The following is an 18,934-nucleotide window of genomic DNA, read 5'->3' on the forward strand; positions in this document are numbered from 1 at the left end:
AGCCTAAACTCAGCGAAATCTGTGAAAGCAATCGCTTACGTTTAGGCGACAGGATGATAGTGGAAAAGCACTTTCATTTCATCCTATTTTTAACTCTTCAGGGCTAGGAGCTTGTTTTTATGGGTATTTTATTCGGTATTTATTTGTTAAGAAGGGTTAACGGGTGGCTACCCACAGACCATGAATCATTCCTGGCACCCAGAAGAAAAAAGTCAGGATGATGTTAATCAATAGGTCTTTACCTGCACCGCGAGCGAAGAACACACCAACAGGCGGAAGCAGTACACATAAAATGATAATGACGAGTTTGTTCATGATAAATCCTTTTTATTCAATGAAGGTTTAATGCGATAACCGTGTTCAAATTATAGAACGTATGGAGAAAGTTAATGCATTGGTGTCTTTATGTATCAAGGTGAAAGCTAAACATCTCAAGATACTAGCTTAGTATCAAGTGTTTAGTAGCTGCCAGTTTATCTATTTATAACCATTTGTTAGCATTGGGGCAAACAACAAAACATTGGAATCGTTATGTCGCAGCTACCGTCAGATCAAAAGGCTTTAGAGCAAGTGCCTTCTCTATCTCAAATCAATGTATTTCCCGTGAAATCTGTGGGCGGGATCGCGCTCTCTTCTGCTTGGGTCGAAAAACAAGGTCTAACTTTTGACAGGCGTTTCATGCTGGCGTTGGCAGACGGTTCAATGGTTACAGCGCGCAAGTACCCGAAGATGGTTAAGGTCTCTTCAAGCTTGCAACCTGACGGTTTGATTTTTACTTATGAAGGTAAAGAGCCACTGCGTCTGAAATATGCAAACTTCAAGATGCAAGAAGCGCCAGCAACAGTTTGGAAGGACAGTTTCACTGCTTACACCACCAATGATGAAGCCGATGATTGGTTCAGCGATGTGTTGGGTGTTCGCGTTGAGTTATTGTTCTCTGGTGAGCAGTCGAATCGTGTTCGTGAAAAGCTCGGCCAGAATGTCAGTTTCGCTGATGGCTACCCAATGTTGGTGATCAGCCAAGCATCGCTAGATGAACTTAATCGCCGCAGCCCTGAAGTCCATTCAATGGACCAGTTCCGCACCAACTTTGTCGTTTCTAATACCGAAGCCTTTGCTGAAGATGGTTGGAAGCGTATCCGTATTGGTGAGGTTGAATTCGAAGCGGTTAAGCCTTGTGAACGTTGTATCCTTACGACAGTTGATGTTGAGCGTGGTGAATTTAGAGCAACAAAAGAGCCGCTTAATACCTTCTCTACATTCCGAGCGAATGAACGCGGTGGCGTTTTCTTTGGTCAGAATCTTGTGGCTAAAAATGAAGGTTTAGTCAAAGCCGGTGATGTGGTTGAAGTGCTCGAAACCAAAGAAAAAGAACACTATGAAGACACTTGGGTTGAGTCGTTGCACTTAACGTGTGTTGAGCGCGAAGAGGTCGCTCGTGATTTTACGACCTTTTGGTTAGAACCTGCCAAAGAGAACCATTCACTACCAAGTTATAAGCCTGGGCAACATCTACCGATTGAGATGGTGATTGACGGTGAAAAAGTTTCTCGTCGTTACACGTTATCTTCTAGCCCTTCACGAGCAGGTCGTTTAGCGATTTCAGTGAAGCGAGTGGACGATGGCCAAATCTCTAACTGGTTGAATGACCATTTCCAAGTGGGCGATACGCTAGTTGCTCAAAACCCAGATGGTGCATTCTACTTAGAAGCAAACCCAACTCACCTGTTACTGCTTTTGTCTGCAGGCAGCGGCATTACGCCAATGTTGTCGATGCTTCGTTACTTGGCAGACCATGGTCAGATCGATGATGTGGTTTTCTATCATCAATGCAGCAGTGAAGAAGACATTCCTTATCAAGCTGAGATTGATAAGATTGCCAGTGAGCACGTGGGTCTTCGTGTGATTTACTCATTAAGCCAACCAACCAAAGAGTGGGATGGTTTGTCTGGGCGTCTAAGCGTGTCACATGTCGCTAAAATTGAAGAACTACACAAGCGCCAAGCGTTCGTGTGTGGCCCTGACGGCTTTATGGATAATGCTAAGAAATTGCTGATTCAAATGGGGCTCAACCCTCAGCATTACCATCAAGAAGCGTTTGGTGTGGCTCAGTCGACTGAGGAAGCTGTGAAGCAACTGCAGTTGAGTGTGAATGGCTACTTGTTCGAAGGTAATAATCAGTCAACCTTGCTAGAGCAAGCCGAGTCGGCGGGTGTGTCTATTGCTTCAAGCTGTCGCGCGGGTTTCTGCGGTGCTTGTAAAGTGACCCTTGAGTCAGGGCAAGTTCACCAACCTGACGTACCAGCTTTGCAAGAGCATGAACGCAATATGGGTCAGATATTGGCGTGTTGTAGTGTTCCGCAAACCGATATCGAAATTGTTGATTAACGACTCATTGGGTTAGACAAGCACTCAATAGAAAAGGCCGGAAGTTCGTTGAAATGAACGTCCGGCCTTTGTGATTCTGAGACTAATTCAAAAAATTAATCGTAGATCGTTGGGATCGGTTGACGCTTGTGTTGCGTTGCTTTGTAGATGCCAACTAAACGCTCTGATACGTCTTGAGGGACTTCTTTGCCTTCAAGGAAATCATCAATCTGATCGTAAGAAAGGTTCAAGGCTGCTTCATCGGCTTTCTGTGGATCAAGCTCTTCTAGATCAGCGGTTGGAACTTTCTTTACAAGTTGCTCTGGAGCGCCCAGCGTTGCTGCAAGTTCACGAACTTGGCGTTTGTTCAAACCAAACAGTGGTGCTAAATCACATGCGCCGTCACCGTGCTTAGTGTAGAAGCCAGTGATGTTTTCCGCTGAGTGGTCAGTACCAATCACAAGGCCACCAACGTAACCTGCAATTTCGTATTGTGCGATCATGCGAGCACGAGCTTTTACATTACCTTTCACAAAGTCGATTTTCGCAGAATCTGTTGGTAGTAAGCCTGTACCTTCTAAAGCTACGTGAGAGGCTGCGTGAAGCCCATCAACACCCGCTTTAATGTTTACAGAGACGGATTGAGAAGGCTGGATGAAAGAGAGAGCAAGTTGTGCTTCGTCTTCATCTTTTTGCTCGCCGTAAGGCAGGCGAACCGCGATGAACTGATACTCATTGCTGCCAGCGTTTTCATTCAGGCTGTTGATTGCCATTTGTGCTAAACGGCCACAAGTTGTCGAATCCACACCGCCACTGATACCAAGGATCAGAGACTTGCAGCCTGACTGCTGAAGTTTCGTTTTAATAAAGTCCACACGACGAGTCACTTCGAAGTGAGGGTCAATTGAAGGTAGTACGCGCATTTCGTCACGAATTAACTGTTCCATTCGTATTCCTTTCCTGCAAGCAAATTAAAAATCTAGTGTTATCATACCTAAATCATCCGATTTAAAAACCTCTTTGCACAAGCTTAGAAAGAGAAGGCAGTAATAAATAATGGAAAAAATAGCCATTTTCGGTAGTGCGTTTAATCCACCGAGCTTAGGGCATAAAAGTGTGATTGATTCGTTGGCTCACTTTGACAAAATTCTACTCGTTCCAAGTATTGCCCATGCTTGGGGAAAAGAGATGCTAGACTTTGATACGAGATGTCAGTTAGTTAGCGCATTTATCAGTGATCTTTCCCTGGATCAAGTTGAGCTATCATTGATTGAAAAGAGCTTGTTTACACCCGGTGAAAGCGTGACAACTTATGCTGTGCTCAGTGAACTGCAAAAGTTACATCGTGACGCGGAACTCACGTTCGTTATTGGGCCTGACAACTTCTTTAAGTTCTCATCTTTCTATAAATCAGATGAAATTACCAAGCGATGGTCTGTAATGGCTTGCCCTGAAAAAGTGAAAATTCGTAGTACAGACATTCGTAATGCGCTGATAAGTGGAAGCGATGTTGCAAAACTGAGTACAAAGTCAGTTACAAAGATATTGCAAGATAGTGGACTGTATACAATAATGTAGATTCACTCACTCAAGAGGTCTGATGACTATGCTAAAGCGCGCGATACCAGCGACGATGATCATTGCAGCATGCAGTTTACCTGCATATGCCGATTGTGATCTTTTTAGCCTAGATTCGGTCATGCTGACTTCTGATGATGAAAATGGCTGTTTGGATTTCTCTACGAGTATTGAGTCTTTTGGCCAACGTATGATGGAAATCAGCGGACTAAGTGACGAAGAGCCTGAAGCGCCAGACTATTGGTCTGACTGGGTTCTTCAAAGTAAAGACACGCCATTGTTAACACAAAGCCTAGAGTCCAACTATGTTGGTTTGGGGATGTGGTTTCCAGAAGATCTTGAAGATGAACAGTATAATATGTCGACAGAAGAGTGGTTGATGAACCATGGTCTTCAGCTGAGCATAGGTTTTGGTGATAAAGTTGAAGGGCAGCCGCGTATGCGTTTTGATTATCGTTGGCATGATTCACGAGACGCAGACCTTATGATGCAGGTCGAGCTACCTTTCTAGATAAAAGTACCTTTTTAGGTAAAATATCTTTGCAGGTACATTAGCTCTGAGCTAAGAAGCGATAAGAATATAGAAAAGCCGCAAAAACTGAGTTTTTGCGGCTTTTTGGTATCTGGTGTTTGGTCGTTTGATTTAGCTGTGTGGTTTACAGGCTGATTGAAGATAAGCTTTAATTTTCTCAGCAACTTAGCAAGTGAAGAACAGTCTAGTGAGCAGAGAACCGGTGTCCGATACTCTTGCTTATAGGTCTTCACCAAACACGAGCATGCACAATTGTTCGAACTCTTCTTCTTTGCCTGAGAACAGGTCATCAATCACAAGAGTTCGCTTTTGACCTGATTGCATGCGTTTCTTTGCTTCGCGCATTACCATCACCAAGGTGTGCTCTTGCGGCAAGTTAGAGTCATCAACATTCCATTGATTGAATCGCTGAGACAGAGCACTTTCGCAAAGCAGTGGTTTGAACGCTAACACTTCTTGTTTAAGCACAGAAAGCATATCTTTGAATGCTTGCTCGGTATTATTAGCATTTGAAGCGCGAGCTTTGGTTATCTCTAGTTTTTCTAATAGCGCCGAAGATAGGTTAGTTTGAGTGATGTAACCCGCTTGTCTTGGGAAAGAATCCGTTAAACGCACAGAAAAATCGACACGATTAATTTGGGTATTTGGAAAGTAGGTCAGTGACGTTAAGCAGTCATAGGGAATCCAGATACTTTGACCTGGCTCAACGGCATACTCTTGTTTACCTAGCTTTATCAAAACCAAGCCACTTTGAACAGATACAAGGCTATGCTTAAGTACTTTTTTGCGTGGTGTGATCACCAAGTGTGAAAAGTAAGCCGATGTATATTCAATAGCGAAGTTCATAGATAGTACCTTAATTTTGGGGCGTCAAGATTACCGTTAATCTGTAAGAATGCCAACAATAACAGGGGATTTTCAATGTTTCTGGTCTGACCTTATCAAAAGTATGGGCTCTGTAGCTGCGAGAAGTCAAAACAACGCGTAGAATGAGCCAGCTTTTTATTATATGAATTAAAAAATGACCTCTCCAAGCGATCCATATGTTGATATTCGTCCTTACGGCGATGATGAAATTCCTGCGGCACTAAACCGTCTTATTAATGATGAAGAATTTATCAGTGCGATTTTGCACTACCGTTTTTCAAACCATGCGTCTTGGTTCAAAACGTTAATGAGTCCAATTCTACGCGTTTACTTAAAAATGAAGTGGAGCAAGCTGACTAGCGTCGAATCCATTCAGATTGAAGTGAAAAAGTACTTACGTGACACGCTAGCTAAAACCACCAAAGGGGTGACATACACGGGCTTAGAGTCATTGGATACTGATCAAGCTTACCTGTTTGTATCAAACCATCGTGACATTGCTATGGATCCAGCATTAGTTAATTACGCTTTGCATCAGAAAAATCATCAGACTTGCCGTATTGCTATTGGTGACAACTTGTTGAAGAAACCATGTGCCACTGAACTGATGCGTCTGAACAAAAGCTTCATCGTAAAGCGTTCTCTCAAAGGGCCACGTGAAATGATGAAAGCGCTAGGGCAGTTGTCTTCGTACATTAAGCATTCTCTAGAAACAGGTAACTCTATTTGGATCGCTCAGAAAGAAGGTCGTGCAAAGGACGGTAACGATTTTACTGAGCCTGCAATCTTGAAAATGTTCCACGTTGAAGGCCGTAAGCAGAAAATAGCCTTCCCTGAATACGTAAAATCATTGAAGATCGTTCCTGTGGCTATTTCATACGAAAACGATCCGTGTGACACAGCGAAAGCAATTGAGCTTTTTGAAAAAGACGTTAACGGTAGTTACGAAAAAGGTGAATTTGAAGATATCGAAAGTATCATTCAAGGCATCATCGGTAATAAAGGGCGTGTTCATGTTGGTTTTGGTCAGGTTATTGACCAAGATTTCGATACGCCTGAAGCTCTTGCTCAAGAGATTGACCGCCAGATCCACGATAACTACAAACTATTTCCTGTGAACTTACTGGCTGCAGAAAAAGAAGACGAGTCGATTACAGCTGCGGTGAAGCAAGAGTTTGAAGATAAACTATCGAGTTTGCCACAAGGTGCTCGTCAGTACTTGATCGATAGCTATGCGAACCCAGTGAAGAATATTGGTTAACGAGCGTTAGCAAACACGTTCGTTGATTGAATTGAAAAAGGAGCCTAAGGCTCCTTTTTTATAGCGGTATAGGTGTCTTTTTCTAAGTACTGCTATTACCGTCAATCAATCAATCAATCAATGAATCGAACGGCAGGTTAGCGAGCAACAGCACCACCAAGATCTAATTGGGTCGGCCACGTGGTAATCGTGTTACCACCTAGGTAGATATTGCCTTTGACCGTCATGGTATCGGGAAATTCTGTAATTGCAGATCCGCCAATATATAAATCGCCATCAACCACTATCCCGTTTGGTAGCTCGGTTAAAGGAGTACGGATCACGCTTAGGTCTCCTTTTACTCTAAAGCCGTTGGGAAGCCGTATTAGGGGGGTATCTGTGAGGTTGATGAATCCACCCACTCTCACACCTTTTGGCCAACGGGTAATCTTACTTCCTATCAAGTCGGCGTAGCCTTTTATTTTTACGCCCGATGGAACTCGGGCTAGTAGACTGTTACCGCCTTTAAGGCTTCCGTTAACTTCCAACCCTTTGGGAAGGCGAGTGATTGCGGTTTTTTCTATATTTAAATTGCCATCGACGACCAATCCTGTCGGTAGCGATGTATAGGGCTTATTTCGTAAATATAAGTTTCCGTAATTATCCAGATGGTTCAATATTTGATACTGATCGAGTGGTTCTGCAGTCACATTTGTTATGGTTAAAGAACCAATAATAAGTACGATTATTCGGAGCATAACAAGCTTCTTATTACGATAGACGTTAACACTATAATGAAAAAATTATTCTCGCATAGTGTTTTACTCATTTGTTGGTCGGTAAAAAAGAATAGAACACAATGAAAGGCGAATCTGTGATTGAAATAAAGCGTCAAATTCTAAAAGGCTTTGTGATTGTAACTTCTGTATTTTGTTCAGCATCAGCGAATGCTAATAAAATAATATCAACGCCCGCTAAGGCTGCAGTCGTCGTCACTCAGAGTGGTTCACAGCAACGAGTTTGTTATTATGATGATAAGGCCTATAGCCTAGGTGCGGTCGTTGAAGTTTCAGGAGTGTTGATTCGATGTGCTGCCGAAAATGATTTTGAGACCAATGGTGCTCTAGGCTGGATTGAGATTATAAAAAAAGACGAGAAATAAACTCGTCTTTCATTGGTATGAGTGTTGGTGCTTATATTAACGTGCTAGAGAGCGAGTCTTAAGTTCGAAAATAATCTTCTCAGCGCTGACTTCAAACTTAAAGCGAGCATTTAATTCTGTGCTTTCTTCTGTCAGTTCTGATGCTTCAAACTCAACGTTGCTAGACACTTGTTTAGCAAGCTCAACGTACTTAGCAAACTCAGTTTCAATGAGTGCTTTAGAGTTACCGTAAACCGTTACTTCGGCAACATCGTCGCCTTCTTTAATGATAAACCCGATTTCACCTGCGCAGCCGCAAGCCTCACATACATCATTGTTACCAATATCTTGGCTCATAAATAATCCTCTTACAAAGTCTGCGGTTATTCTAGCGAGCAATTTGAACTGTATCTACAAAAATCAAAATCTTTGAACTAATTTTTACTAGTATGCTATGCTGTTTGATAGGATATTTAATGAATATGTATATTCGCGACGATAAATATGTATGTGATTAATATCACGTTTTCCTGAAGAGGTACGTTATTTATTTGTCAGAATATCATTCACTTAGTTGCGCCAGGATTGATTTTATAAGAGTATCTATCGCTTGACAGTTATTTATACAATGAATTTTTCGTTGGGTATTTCATATTCTAAGTAGTTATTTAAACTTATCGACTTAGGATTGTAAGGTGATTTTCGAAGAATAATTAAACAAAGTGCCCAAAGAGGCAACACTGTAAAATTGTTCGTACAAAGTATTTGTGGGTATTTAATGGAAATACTTGCGAAAAAATACCTTGCTCACATAATGCTGATAACGATTTTCATTCTGACTTCATTCGGTTGAGTTAGATGGATTTACAAAGAGAAGAACCTGAATATGCCAAAGCGTAGTAAAGAAGATACAGAAATCACGATCCAGAAGATCATGGATGCCGTTGTAGACCAGCTATTGAGATTGGGTTACGACAAAATGTCATACACGACGTTGAGTCAACAAACAGGCGTTTCTCGTACCGGTATAAGTCATCACTTTCCAAAGAAAACGGATTTTACTGCTGCTTTAGACGGTCGTATTTTCAAGATGTTCATGGAGCACATTGACTTTGAAAATGGCCTTGATGCATTTTCGGCTAGCTGGGTTGCAGCACTTGAAGATGCTGAGTTCCTAGCGATCTTACGTTTACTTTTCCATCATATCGTTACTGCTGAGAATGCACATGAATTCGCTGCAAATGGTATTGATCGCTTATACAAACTGACTGAAACTCAGTTTGGTGATACTAGTGGTAAAGAATTAGAGTGGTTGATTGGTAAATCATTGATTCATATGAGCCAATAATCAACACGCAATAAAAAAAGCTCCTAAGGGGGCTTTTTTTGTACCTGTAGTTTCACTTTTCTTCCTTTTTTCTCTAGCTTTCACACCGTTGTCGTGATGCTGTCTTTGTGCCGAATAAAGTTATTTCTTTTCTTTTTAGATGTTTAGGGTTTTGCCTGCATATTTCTGAGTAACTAAAAGCTTACTAACATTAACTGATGGTGTTTATTTCTAGAGCCTCAAACGCTCAAGGTGAGCCGTTTTAAGGGGTATTGCCATGGTAACTAACAAAATTGATTTTAAGGCGAGAGAGGGACTGTGAGACAATAAAAAGCCTCGAAGAAATCGAGGCGGTGAATGGTGTGGTTGTTAGATAAAGCGAATACTCAAAACAAACCTGTTCTTAATTGAGCTTATTGTGCGGGATGAACCTGTGGGAAGTTCATGGTTGGGTGCTTTTCGACAATGCTTGTGTAGCCGTACACATCTTCAATCATCGAAGGCTTAAGTGCTTCCCAAGGGCTGCCATCGCAAACTAAGTTTCCCTCTTTCAAAACTACCAATCGATCTGAGTATTGAGCGGCTAGGTTTAAGTCATGCAAAACTACGATAACCGCTGCGTTGTGGTTGTCGGCGAGATCCCTCGCGATCTTTAGGGTGTTGTGTTGGTGAGCAAGATCCAGTGCGGATGTTGGTTCATCAAGCATCAATAGACACTGATCACCAGAGTGGTGAAGCTGGGTTAGCACTCGAGCTAAATGGACACGCTGCTTTTCCCCGCCGGATAGAGAAGGGTAAAGTCTTTCGCTCAAGTGAGACACATCGGCAACGTCCATTTTTTGGCTAGCTATATTGGTGAGCGTCTTGTTGGACTCTTGCAGAGGTATTCCTCCTAGTTCGACAACTTCATGAGCTAAAAATGGGAAGGTCAACGTACTGTGCTGAGGAAGCATAGCCAAGTGTCTTGCCAGCTTTTGAGACGGCCACTTATCTTTGGCATGTCCAAAGTACTGAATATCACCCGTGCTTGATATCTCTTGGCACAAAGCTTTAAGTAACGTGCTTTTCCCTGCGCCATTTGGCCCAAGTAGTGTGGTTACCTTCCCCGCTTCAATCTCAATAGAAACGCCATCTAATACCACTTTACTACCGAATTTCACTTCGATGTTGGTCGCTTTGAGTGCTGAAGGAAACATTAAAGGATTCTCCCTTTCTGTTGAAATAGTAGATACAAGAAGAAAGGAGCACCGATGATTGCAGTGACAATGCCTACAGGCAGTTCTGCTGGTGCAAGTGCCACCCGAGAAAACATATCTGCGGCGGTTAACAACAGTGCGCCAAGAACTGCAGACAGTGGTAATAAAACTCGGTGGTCGGGGCCAGCCAACATACGACCTAAATGAGGAATAACCAGTCCGATGAAGCCAATCATGCCAGACAAGCTAACCGTGATACCAACGCCTGCGGCCGTCAGTAGAATCAGCTTTCGCTTGAGTTTCTGTACTGGGATGCCAAGGTGTTGCGCTTCTGACTCACCTAGTAACAAGGCATTTAGTGACATTGCTTGGCGGTAGAACACAATGAACAGCGCGGTGAGAGTAATCGCAGCAAGCACAATACCTGACCACTTTGCACCCGCCAACGATCCCATCGACCATAACGAAAGATCACGTAGCATTTGGTCATCAGCAATGAAATTCAAGAAGCCAATACCTGCGCCTGACAATGCACTGATCGCAACACCCGCTAATAACATGATGGTCACCGAGGTACCAAATTTTCCCGTACCTAGCTTATAAACTAGCAGGGTGGTTAAAGCGCCACCTAAAAAGGCAAATACTGGTACGGCCGCAAAGTTCATAAAAGCAGGGTATTGAAGTGAAAGCTCAGAGAAAAGAACAATGGCCAACGCCGCGCCTAATGCAGCTCCGGCAGAGACGCCTATGATCCCAGGTTCTGCAAGCGGGTTTCGAAACAGTCCCTGCATGACCGCACCACATAATGCGAGAATCGCGCCGATTAGCATACATAAGATGGTTCTCGGTAAGCGGATCTCTTGAATCACCAAATTGATGTGGGGAGCTAAGTCATTGCTGGGTTGGAATAGGCTGGCTGCGCTGTCAGCTAAGCTTATGTCCATAGGCCCAACGGTGACCGAGTACAGCGCGGTTAAGACTAGGATAGCGCCAAAGCCTAACATCGATGTTTTTAGTGGGACGGATCGTAACAACATAAAGAGCCTCAATGTCTATCACTAGCTTCAATCCTCGTAACCGATTTTGCGAAAGCGACGCAGTAATGAGGATTGAGCAAGTAACAGTAAAAATAGGGTAGTGAGTTATAGCGGATAGATAAGTTATAGCGGATAGATAAGTGCGTTTATTCGCTTCGCTTCAGAAAGGCTTTCAAGACCAAGCCCTCCAACTAGAGCGCTGCCCTTTACGGTAATGATTTGCTTGTTCATGCCTGCTGGGGTTGCCGCTAGCATAGGTAACGATTTAAGAATGGCATCAGCGCCGCCCATTTTCTGGTAGCTACGGCCACTGACTAAAATCACATCTGGTTGCATTTCTACCAGTGATTCCATCGATAATGGCTTGTATGACGTTAGGCTTTGAGCCGCAGGGTTAACACCGCCAGCCAGTTCAATGATAGCGTTGGGTGATGTTTCACCGCCAGCAACGTTTGCAGGACGGCCTTCATGCAGTAATAGGAACAGAACTTTCTTCGCTTCGTTGTTGGGTACTTGGTTAGCTTCCAGTGCCGCAATCTTCTGATTTACTTCTGCTTTAACTTGCTGTGAGTGAGCTTCGGTATGGGTAATCTTTGCAATTTGATCGATACGCTTCAATAGCCCTTCAACGTTTGCTTCGGTGTTAACGATCTCGACATCGATACCCACAGATTTTAATTGAGAAATGGCGTTGTCTGGCCCCATCTCATCTGAGCCAATCAGTGTGGTTGGCGATAAGGCAATCAACCCTTCTGCAGACAGGTTTCGGTGGTAACCAATCTTTGGTAGCGTTTTTGATTGAGGTAAGTGACTGGTCACATCAATTGCGATTAACTGCTTTTCAGCACCCAGAGCAAGAACTAATTCGGTAACCGCACTGCCAGCACTGATGATTCTAAGTGGTTTCACGTCGTCAGCATTGGCGATAGGCGCAGTTAGTACCATCCCCATCGCAGCGATTGCGAGTAAATGTTTGTTATTCTTTAATTTGTTGAACATTTTTAAGTCTTTCATAATAATTTATTTGTACTTTCTTTTGATGGAGAGTAATCGCGAAGATGCTTTGTGATCAGCCTGTCCGCATGTTGAGTTTGAATCGATAGAGAGCTGGCTTTGGTTATTTGGTCTTATCAATAAAGAGTCCAATCTCATAAAAGGTGCTAGGTCTCATGAAAATTTAAGAGTCGTTCTAGCCTTCCTCCGTGAGTAATTGGGTTGCTGGAATACCGTTTTCTTGTAAGAACGACAACAACTTCACTAAGTTCTCAACGTTAGCTGCTTTATCGGCGCCAATGATGATCGGTTTCTTATCCGATGTGCCTGTTTCTTCTAACAGTGCGATCTTGAAGTTTTCCCAGTCGATGTACTCTTGGCCGTTGATCGCCCAGTAAGGTTCGTGATCTAAGATATTGACGCTAATCGAATCTTTATGAACTTCAGAAACGTTTTTAATATCAGAACTCGGAAGCTCCACTTCTAATGACTCCAACTTCACTGACGCTGTCAGTAGAAGGAAAACCATCACGATAAAAATAATGTCCAGTAAGGGTGTTAAATCCGGAACTAAGCTCTGTGTTTGAGATGAGCGGGGCGTTTTAATCATGCTGGCTCACATCACCGATAGAGGCTTTGCTGACGAGAGTACCTTGAGTGTCGCCAGACTGACTGGTTTGAATTGACATGCCTTCTAGCCAAACATTCACATAATTCAGAGTGTGTTCTAACTGAGCTAGCACTCGATCGGCCCATAACCCGAGTAGTTGAGCTCCTGAAATAGCAGGAAGCGCAATCATTAAGCCTGCGGCCGTGGTTCTCATTGCTAATCCAAGACCGTCTGCCAAATCATTAGGCGTGATGCTGCCGGTTGTAGCGGCAACGCCTTTAAACATCTCAATAAGCCCAAGTACTGTGCCAAGCAGGCCTATTAGCGGGCTGATGACGCCGATCAAGCCAAGCAGTCTTAAACCTGCATGAAGCTGGTGGCGTTTCTCTTGTAGCCAAATTCCTGCTGCATCTTCACGTAAACCTTTTGAGAAAGAGTGGTGAGCAAGCAGCATCGACACGCCCTTGTACAGCAGAGGTCGTTTACCAGAAATAGATTGTGCTAATGCTTCGATTTCTTTGCTATTGGTTGGTGAAATCTGATTGAGTTCACGACGAATAGCGCGTTTGCCAACACCAATGCTAAGCATGACTTGGAAGATGCGCTCTGCGATGATCATTGCTGTTAATGCTGAACAGATAAGAAGAGGCCATGTCATTAGGCCAAGTTGATCTTGTAAGTAACTGATTTGTTGCATGGTTAATCCAACTTAAAACGAACAGGTATTTGCACACGGTGAGCAATTGCTCGACCATTTACAGTATGAGGTGAGAACTTCCATTTTTTAATGGCTTTCAAGGCAGCGTTGTCGAGCATTAGTGCGCCTGATGAGTTGACTAATGCCTGTTTAATTTGTTTGCCTTCGGCATCTAACCAGATCTCATAAGTTGCGACACCTTCAACGCCTCGGCGCCTTGCTTGGCGTGGGTAGCTTGGTGGTGTTGGACGAGCTGAAAAAGAGGGCCTAGTGATTAACACCGGCTCTTGGTTAGATACGCCTTGATTAACTTGTCGAGGTTGGTTGGCGGACTCGTCCATATTTTTATCGACTTTTTTGTCGGCCAGCTTTTCTGGTTGAGTCACCGGTTTTTTTTGAATCGGCTTTTTCTCGGCTGTCTTCTCCACAACCTTTTTCTCTACTTTCTTGGGCTGAGGTTTATTGGTGATCGCTTTTTTCTTTGGTGCAGGTTTAGCTTGCTTTGGCTCTACTGCTTTCGGTTCGACAGGTTTAGGTTCTGGGTGTAAGACCGTTTCCTTGATTGGCTCAGGCTCAACTGGCTCTGTAACGGTTTTTTGCTGAGCTTGTGAGGGAACGCTCTTTGGAGTGAAGTTGATCGATACCGTGTTCGATTGGCTACCTGCAGGCATTGCAAAGACTTTGGATTCTTGAGCGACAAATAACATCGCCGCATGAATCACTAACGATGCACCGCCTGCAATAACATATCTAGGAACGTTCACATTCAATCCTTCACCAAATCTAAAATATGTATCGGATTATTGCTTAGAATCTAAATAAGATCAATTATCAATTGCATTATCATTTGCGTCTATTTATGATTCTCTCAGTTTTAGCAAACAGTCTTCCAGGCTTTGCTATATAAGTGTTTAGAGAGATTATATGAGCGTTGATATATATAAGTTTGGCGAATCAATTCTGGGCGTTTCTAGCCCAGACCCACTTCGTTTTGCATTTGCCAAAAAGCAATCTGCACATGCTGGGGGAAGCTCAATCCCGGTCGACCCGAGCAAGAAATTGGAAATATTTGATGAATTGATGCTGAGTGAAGGAAAGAAACAGGATAAACGTTGTTTGTATATCCATATTCCTTTTTGTCGCGTGCGTTGTACGTTCTGCAATTTCTTCCAAAATGCCGCAAGCCGTAAATTAGTGGATGAGTATTTTGATGCACTGATGGTTGAGCTAATGCAAAAAGCTAAAACCTCTTGGGCTCAGTCTGGACTATTTCACGCCGTCTATATTGGTGGTGGAACACCCACCGATTTATCTCCTCTACAAGTTGAGCTGTTAGGTAAGGCTATTCGTCAACACTTCCCATTAGCGAACGATGTGGAAATGACCTTAGAAGGGCGGATTAATCGATTTGGCGACGAGATGTTTGCTCGTTCGCTGGAAGGTGGCTTCAATCGTTTCTCATTCGGTATTCAAAGTTTCAATACTCAAGTTCGACGCAGTGCTAAGCGCTTGGATGACCGAGAAGTTGTGTTGAAACGTATCAGTTCACTGAGTCGCACTGAACAAGCGCCTATCGTTCTTGATTTGCTATACGGGTTGCCACACCAGTCTATGGAAGTGTTTCAACAAGATTTAGAAGATTACATGTCGACTGGCGCACACGGTATTGACCTCTACCAACTGATTGTTTCGGGCAACGCGCCTATGCTTAATCTTGTTGAGAAAGGAAAAATCCCACCACCTGCTAATACGCCAGATAAGGCGAGTATGTACTTGGCGGGCGTTGAGTTCATGGCAAAGCACAAGGTTAAGCAACTGAGCGTGAATCACTGGACTCGTGATAACCGCGAACGCAGCATTTACAACAGCTTAGCGAAAACTTATGCCGAAGTTCTACCCATTGGTTGTGGCGCTGGTGGCAACATCGGTGGTCATGGTGTGATGCAACATCGAACTTTAGACAGCTACATGGAGTCTATAAAGCAAGGTCAATTGCCAATAGCCATGATGACCAAGCAAAGCTCACTAGAGCCAACCTTCTCTTCATTGAAAGCCGGTTTTGATTCTGGTGTTGTAAGAAGAAGTAAGTTGCCGAGTTTTATGGGGCAAGACACGTTTGACTACCTGAAGCCTCTGTTTTCACATTGGGAAAAAAATGGCCTAGTTGATCTTTCGGAAGATTACCTGAGCCTGACTATAGCTGGCAGTTTCTGGGCGGTAAGTCTTGCACAGAGTGTGATTCAAGTGCTTAACACTGAATATCAGACCTTGCACCCAGCACCAATTGCCTCTGGCTTGGGTGCTCACCCGCATGCAAGTTTGAAGCACGCTTAGTCTCGAATTTTTAATTCATAACTTACTTGTTTATACGGAAATCTATTCAATGACAGATACAACATTAGCAATGACAGAAACTTTAGAACAACGTGTAGCACGCATTCTAGAAGAAGAACCAAAACTGCTTCCTACTGCGATTGCTGAGAAGCTAGGCGTTTCAGAAGTTGAAGTAGTCGCTGCTTTTCCAAACGACATGGCGGTGATGTTAGATGGCAGCCGTGCCCAAGGGATCCTAGAAGGCTTAGTGGGTTGGGGCCCAGTGACCACAATTATGCATTCATTCGGCTCAATCTTCGAAGTAAAAGCGCCGTTCCCTAAAGGTAAAGTCGCGCGTGGTTACTACAACCTAATGGGCAAAGAGGGCGAGCTTCATGGCCACCTGAAACTCGATAACGTCAAACACGTTGGTTTGGTGAGCAAGGCGTTCATGGGTCGCGAAAGTCATTACTTCGGTTTCTTCAGTGAAACGGGCGAGAACATTTTTAAGATCTACCTAGGCCGCAATGAAAAGCGTGAGCTTATTGCCGACCAAGTTGAACGCTTCAAAGCACTACAAGAACAAGCTTAAGCAAGATAAACAGCAAGCTTAGACAAGACATGAATGCTCGAGGATCGTTTAGCTCGCTAATGAACGCTCAACCTCGGGTAAAAATAATAAATAAGAGAAAGTGAAGAAAGGAATTATCGATGGAACAACAAGTAAAACAAGAACGCCTACAAGGTCGCCTAGGTCCAGAAATCAAAGAGTTTCGCCAAGAGCGCCGTACTCTTCAACTTGCAACAGTTGATCAAGACGGTCGCCCGAACGTAAGTTACGCACCTTTCGTTCAGAACCAAGAAGGTTATTTTGTTCTAATTTCTGATATTGCTCGTCATGCTCGTAACTTGAAAGCAAACCCTCAAGTCTCTTTGATGATGATTGAAGACGAAGAGAGCTCGAAGCAGCTTTATGCACGTAAGCGTTTAACGTTTGATGCTCAGGCAAGTGTTGTAGAGCGTGAAACGGAGCTTTGGACTCAAGTGATCGGCCAGATGCAAGAACGTTTTGGTGAGATTATTGATGGCTTAAGCCAACTTCAAGATTTTTCTCTATTCAACCTTAAAGCAGAGAATGGCCTGTTCGTAAAAGGTTTCGGTCAGGCATACCAAGTATCTGGCGACGACTTAGTGGATTTCGTTCACCTGCAAGAAGGCCACAAAAAAGTGTCTAACGAGTAAGCTCGTTTAACTGATTACTTTAGGAGCCCTCTAATGTGAGGGCTCTTTAATGTCTAAGCCGTCATAGCCGCGTCGTTTAAGACCTTCGCTCCGCGCAACATGGCTTCGATTAATTCGCCTGCATTGAATTTCTCTAGCGCTTCATGTGCTCCCACCTGATTGGCTCGGTCAACACAGATCTCACTGGATAGTGAAGTATGTAAAATACAGTAGGCATGACTGAGTGCACTGTCGTTTTGTACTTCAAATGCAAGTTCATAACCGTCGAGTCCGGGCATCTCGATATCACTCACGAGAAGATCAATTGCTGTACCTTTTGCAGCCTCGCCTCGCATCAGGTCAATCGCATCTAAGCCGTTATTACAAATGCTGTAAGGGATGTTGATGCTGTCTAAGGCATCAGACAGCTGTTTTCTTGCGATCAAAGAGTCATCAACCAATAGAATGTTCAGCGCTTTTAAACGTTCTCTTTCGACATCAGTCAACATCGGGACATGTGCGTTTTCATAAGCCGGATAAATCTTAGAAAGTAATAACTCTACGTCGAGCATCTGCACGATACGATCTTCAAAACGTGTAATGCCGGTAACAAACACATTGGTTCCTACACTCGCGGGTGGCGACTCAATACTCTTCCAGTCGCATTCAATGATTTTATCAATCGAACGAACTAAGAATGCCACTACGGTTCTTAAGCAATCTGTCACGATGAGCACACAGTCTGGGTATTCAACTGGGGAGATCGGTCGAAACCCAATAGCTGCAGACATATCAATAACTGGAACGGTAAGATCGCGAATAGTGACGGTACCAATCACATGATGATGAGAGTAGGGGATTTGGGTCATTGGCTGAAAAGGAACGATTTCTCTGACCTTAAGCGTGCCTATCGCAAAACTTTGAGTGAGGGATAACTTGAACATCAGCATTCCCTGTGACTGACTCGCTTTACTTATCGGTTTTGCCATAAGTTGCTCCTACTTAATACGCGCTTAATCTATAAGGATTAATTTAAAGGGAAATGGCATCCGCGGCAAGTCACTATGCGGTTTTTAAAGACCTTTAAGGGTGTTGTTTTCGGTTATAGAGTGAAGAATGACGGTTCTTGGGTTAAAATCACGCTAAACGCTGGCGTTCGATGGACTTTTGTCGACAAGTCGTTAACCGTAAGCAAAATTACAACAGTCAGTATGTTGACGAATTCTAAGTAATTATCGCAAGTAAACTGACAGCAACAAACTGAGAATTATCATGGCAAGAACAGCAGCAGCGCTTCATATTCTGGTGAAGCATAAAGAATTAGCAGAAGACATCATGACGCAGCTTAAAAAGGGCGCTAAATTTCAAACGCTAGCGAAGAAGCACTCAACCTGTCCATCTGGTAAAAAGGGCGGCGACCTAGGCGAGTTCAAAAAGGGTCAAATGGTGCCTCAGTTTGATAAAATTTGTTTCTCTGGCGAGACGCTTGTACCACATCTGGTAAAAACAAAATTTGGTTGGCACGTAGTTAAGGTACTTTACCGAACTTAGTTATTAATATGTGTTAGATTGAATACAAGGAGCGTGGATACGCTCCTTTTTCGTTTTTTGGGGCGCATTTTGAAACATGACGGCTGAGTTTTCCTCCCGGACGGAATGCGATAATTAGCGCTACGCCCTTAACTATCCACCTTGACTAATCGGTGGGAGGAGGAGGGTTTTTAGTGAGTAACTCATATAATAAATTCCATTCTTAAGGAAATTTATGCAGCTTTGCCTTTAGCCTTTGTATATATCTAGGGCGTGTTGATCTTT

Annotated in this window: 22 protein-coding genes; 10 read left to right on the forward strand and 12 right to left on the reverse strand. The window is 43.4% G+C overall.

What is annotated here, in order from left to right; all coding sequences use genetic code 11:
- Nucleotides 1–156: 156 nt before the first annotated feature.
- On the reverse strand, nt 157–315 hold the full coding sequence (locus tag AB4407_RS01595; protein WP_004731890.1) for a YqaE/Pmp3 family membrane protein: 159 nt from the start codon (nt 313–315) through the stop codon (nt 157–159).
- Nucleotides 316–531: 216 nt separating this feature from the next.
- On the opposite strand from AB4407_RS01595, the gene AB4407_RS01600 reads away from it, so the two are divergent.
- Nucleotides 532–2,388 carry an MOSC N-terminal beta barrel domain-containing protein gene (locus AB4407_RS01600; protein WP_372117946.1) on the forward strand — a complete coding sequence of 619 codons (1,857 nt, stop codon included), beginning with the start codon at nt 532–534 and terminating at the stop codon, nt 2,386–2,388.
- Nucleotides 2,389–2,483: 95 nt separating this feature from the next.
- Here the strand turns inward: AB4407_RS01600 and nadE are convergent, their stop codons facing one another.
- The gene (nadE, locus tag AB4407_RS01605) at nt 2,484–3,314 is read right to left on the reverse strand and encodes an ammonia-dependent NAD(+) synthetase (RefSeq protein WP_372117949.1); all 831 of its coding nucleotides are present in this window, start codon (nt 3,312–3,314) and stop codon (nt 2,484–2,486) included.
- 109 nt (nt 3,315–3,423) lie between these two features.
- Between nadE and AB4407_RS01610 the strand changes: the two genes are divergently transcribed.
- Both AB4407_RS01610 and AB4407_RS01615 read left to right on the forward strand, forming a co-directional pair.
- The gene (locus AB4407_RS01610) at nt 3,424–3,945 is read left to right on the forward strand and encodes a nicotinate-nicotinamide nucleotide adenylyltransferase (RefSeq protein ID WP_372117952.1); all 522 of its coding nucleotides are present in this window, start codon (nt 3,424–3,426) and stop codon (nt 3,943–3,945) included.
- A 22-nt stretch (nt 3,946–3,967) separates the two neighbouring features.
- Entirely contained in the window at nt 3,968–4,456 is a 489-nt protein-coding gene (locus AB4407_RS01615) for a hypothetical protein (protein ID WP_372117955.1), read from the forward strand.
- A 240-nt stretch (nt 4,457–4,696) separates the two neighbouring features.
- Here AB4407_RS01615 and AB4407_RS01620 read toward each other — a convergent pair whose 3' ends face one another.
- A complete protein-coding gene (locus tag AB4407_RS01620; protein WP_372117957.1) occupies nt 4,697–5,323 on the reverse strand; it encodes an AraC family transcriptional regulator in 627 nt (208 codons plus the stop codon).
- 175 nt (nt 5,324–5,498) lie between these two features.
- Here AB4407_RS01620 and AB4407_RS01625 point away from each other — a divergent pair, with 175 nt between their 5' ends.
- A complete protein-coding gene (locus tag AB4407_RS01625; protein WP_372117960.1) occupies nt 5,499–6,605 on the forward strand; it encodes a 1-acyl-sn-glycerol-3-phosphate acyltransferase in 1,107 nt (368 codons plus the stop codon).
- Between the two features lie 137 nt (nt 6,606–6,742).
- Here the strand turns inward: AB4407_RS01625 and AB4407_RS01630 are convergent, their stop codons facing one another.
- Complete coding sequence (locus AB4407_RS01630) at nt 6,743–7,342, reverse strand: hypothetical protein (protein ID WP_372117963.1); 600 nt, start codon at nt 7,340–7,342, stop codon at nt 6,743–6,745.
- 101 nt (nt 7,343–7,443) lie between these two features.
- Between AB4407_RS01630 and AB4407_RS01635 the strand changes: the two genes are divergently transcribed.
- Nucleotides 7,444–7,746, forward strand: a complete 303-nt coding sequence (locus tag AB4407_RS01635; protein WP_012600256.1) for a YnjH family protein — start codon at nt 7,444–7,446, stop codon at nt 7,744–7,746.
- A gap of 36 nt (nt 7,747–7,782) precedes the next feature.
- Here the strand turns inward: AB4407_RS01635 and AB4407_RS01640 are convergent, their stop codons facing one another.
- The gene (locus AB4407_RS01640; protein ID WP_009845739.1) at nt 7,783–8,082 is read right to left on the reverse strand and encodes a YfcZ/YiiS family protein; all 300 of its coding nucleotides are present in this window, start codon (nt 8,080–8,082) and stop codon (nt 7,783–7,785) included.
- A gap of 529 nt (nt 8,083–8,611) precedes the next feature.
- Here AB4407_RS01640 and AB4407_RS01645 point away from each other — a divergent pair.
- A complete protein-coding gene (locus tag AB4407_RS01645; protein WP_086050649.1) occupies nt 8,612–9,073 on the forward strand; it encodes a TetR/AcrR family transcriptional regulator in 462 nt (153 codons plus the stop codon).
- Nucleotides 9,074–9,465: 392 nt separating this feature from the next.
- Here the strand turns inward: AB4407_RS01645 and AB4407_RS01650 are convergent, their stop codons facing one another.
- The 6 genes from AB4407_RS01650 to AB4407_RS01675 form a co-directional block, all read right to left on the reverse strand.
- Nucleotides 9,466–10,248, reverse strand: coding sequence for a heme ABC transporter ATP-binding protein (locus AB4407_RS01650; protein ID WP_372117966.1), 783 nt, complete (start codon nt 10,246–10,248; stop codon nt 9,466–9,468).
- Entirely contained in the window at nt 10,248–11,285 is a 1,038-nt protein-coding gene (locus tag AB4407_RS01655; protein WP_372117968.1) for a FecCD family ABC transporter permease, read from the reverse strand. The genes AB4407_RS01650 and AB4407_RS01655 overlap by 1 nt, the downstream gene beginning before the upstream one ends.
- 123 nt (nt 11,286–11,408) lie before the next feature.
- On the reverse strand, nt 11,409–12,299 hold the full coding sequence (locus AB4407_RS01660; RefSeq protein WP_372117971.1) for a hemin ABC transporter substrate-binding protein: 891 nt from the start codon (nt 12,297–12,299) through the stop codon (nt 11,409–11,411).
- A gap of 175 nt (nt 12,300–12,474) precedes the next feature.
- On the reverse strand, nt 12,475–12,888 hold the full coding sequence (locus tag AB4407_RS01665; RefSeq protein WP_372117973.1) for an ExbD/TolR family protein: 414 nt from the start codon (nt 12,886–12,888) through the stop codon (nt 12,475–12,477).
- Nucleotides 12,881–13,585 (reverse strand): MotA/TolQ/ExbB proton channel family protein, encoded by a 705-nt coding sequence (locus AB4407_RS01670; protein WP_372117976.1) that lies wholly within the window; start codon nt 13,583–13,585, stop codon nt 12,881–12,883. Before AB4407_RS01670 ends, AB4407_RS01665 begins: the two co-directional genes overlap by 8 nt.
- A 2-nt stretch (nt 13,586–13,587) precedes the next feature.
- A complete protein-coding gene (locus AB4407_RS01675) occupies nt 13,588–14,349 on the reverse strand; it encodes a TonB family protein (RefSeq protein WP_372117979.1) in 762 nt (253 codons plus the stop codon).
- 160 nt (nt 14,350–14,509) lie between these two features.
- Here AB4407_RS01675 and hutW point away from each other — a divergent pair, with 160 nt between their 5' ends.
- From hutW to hutZ, 3 genes are all read left to right on the forward strand, one after another.
- Nucleotides 14,510–15,919 carry a heme anaerobic degradation radical SAM methyltransferase ChuW/HutW gene (hutW, locus tag AB4407_RS01680; RefSeq protein ID WP_372117981.1) on the forward strand — a complete coding sequence of 470 codons (1,410 nt, stop codon included), beginning with the start codon at nt 14,510–14,512 and terminating at the stop codon, nt 15,917–15,919.
- 49 nt (nt 15,920–15,968) lie between these two features.
- The gene (hutX, locus tag AB4407_RS01685) at nt 15,969–16,490 is read left to right on the forward strand and encodes a heme utilization cystosolic carrier protein HutX (RefSeq protein ID WP_372117984.1); all 522 of its coding nucleotides are present in this window, start codon (nt 15,969–15,971) and stop codon (nt 16,488–16,490) included.
- A gap of 119 nt (nt 16,491–16,609) precedes the next feature.
- On the forward strand, nt 16,610–17,140 hold the full coding sequence (hutZ, locus tag AB4407_RS01690) for a heme utilization protein HutZ (protein ID WP_372117986.1): 531 nt from the start codon (nt 16,610–16,612) through the stop codon (nt 17,138–17,140).
- Nucleotides 17,141–17,193: 53 nt separating this feature from the next.
- Here hutZ and AB4407_RS01695 read toward each other — a convergent pair whose 3' ends face one another.
- Nucleotides 17,194–18,108 (reverse strand): chemotaxis protein, encoded by a 915-nt coding sequence (locus tag AB4407_RS01695; RefSeq protein WP_372117988.1) that lies wholly within the window; start codon nt 18,106–18,108, stop codon nt 17,194–17,196.
- Nucleotides 18,109–18,379: 271 nt separating this feature from the next.
- Between AB4407_RS01695 and ppiC the strand changes: the two genes are divergently transcribed.
- Entirely contained in the window at nt 18,380–18,670 is a 291-nt protein-coding gene (gene ppiC / locus AB4407_RS01700; protein ID WP_083784005.1) for a peptidylprolyl isomerase PpiC, read from the forward strand.
- The last annotated feature ends 264 nt before the right edge of the window (nt 18,671–18,934 follow it).

The organism is Vibrio sp. 10N.261.46.E11 (assembly GCF_041472735.1).
Classification (GTDB): domain Bacteria; phylum Pseudomonadota; class Gammaproteobacteria; order Enterobacterales; family Vibrionaceae; genus Vibrio.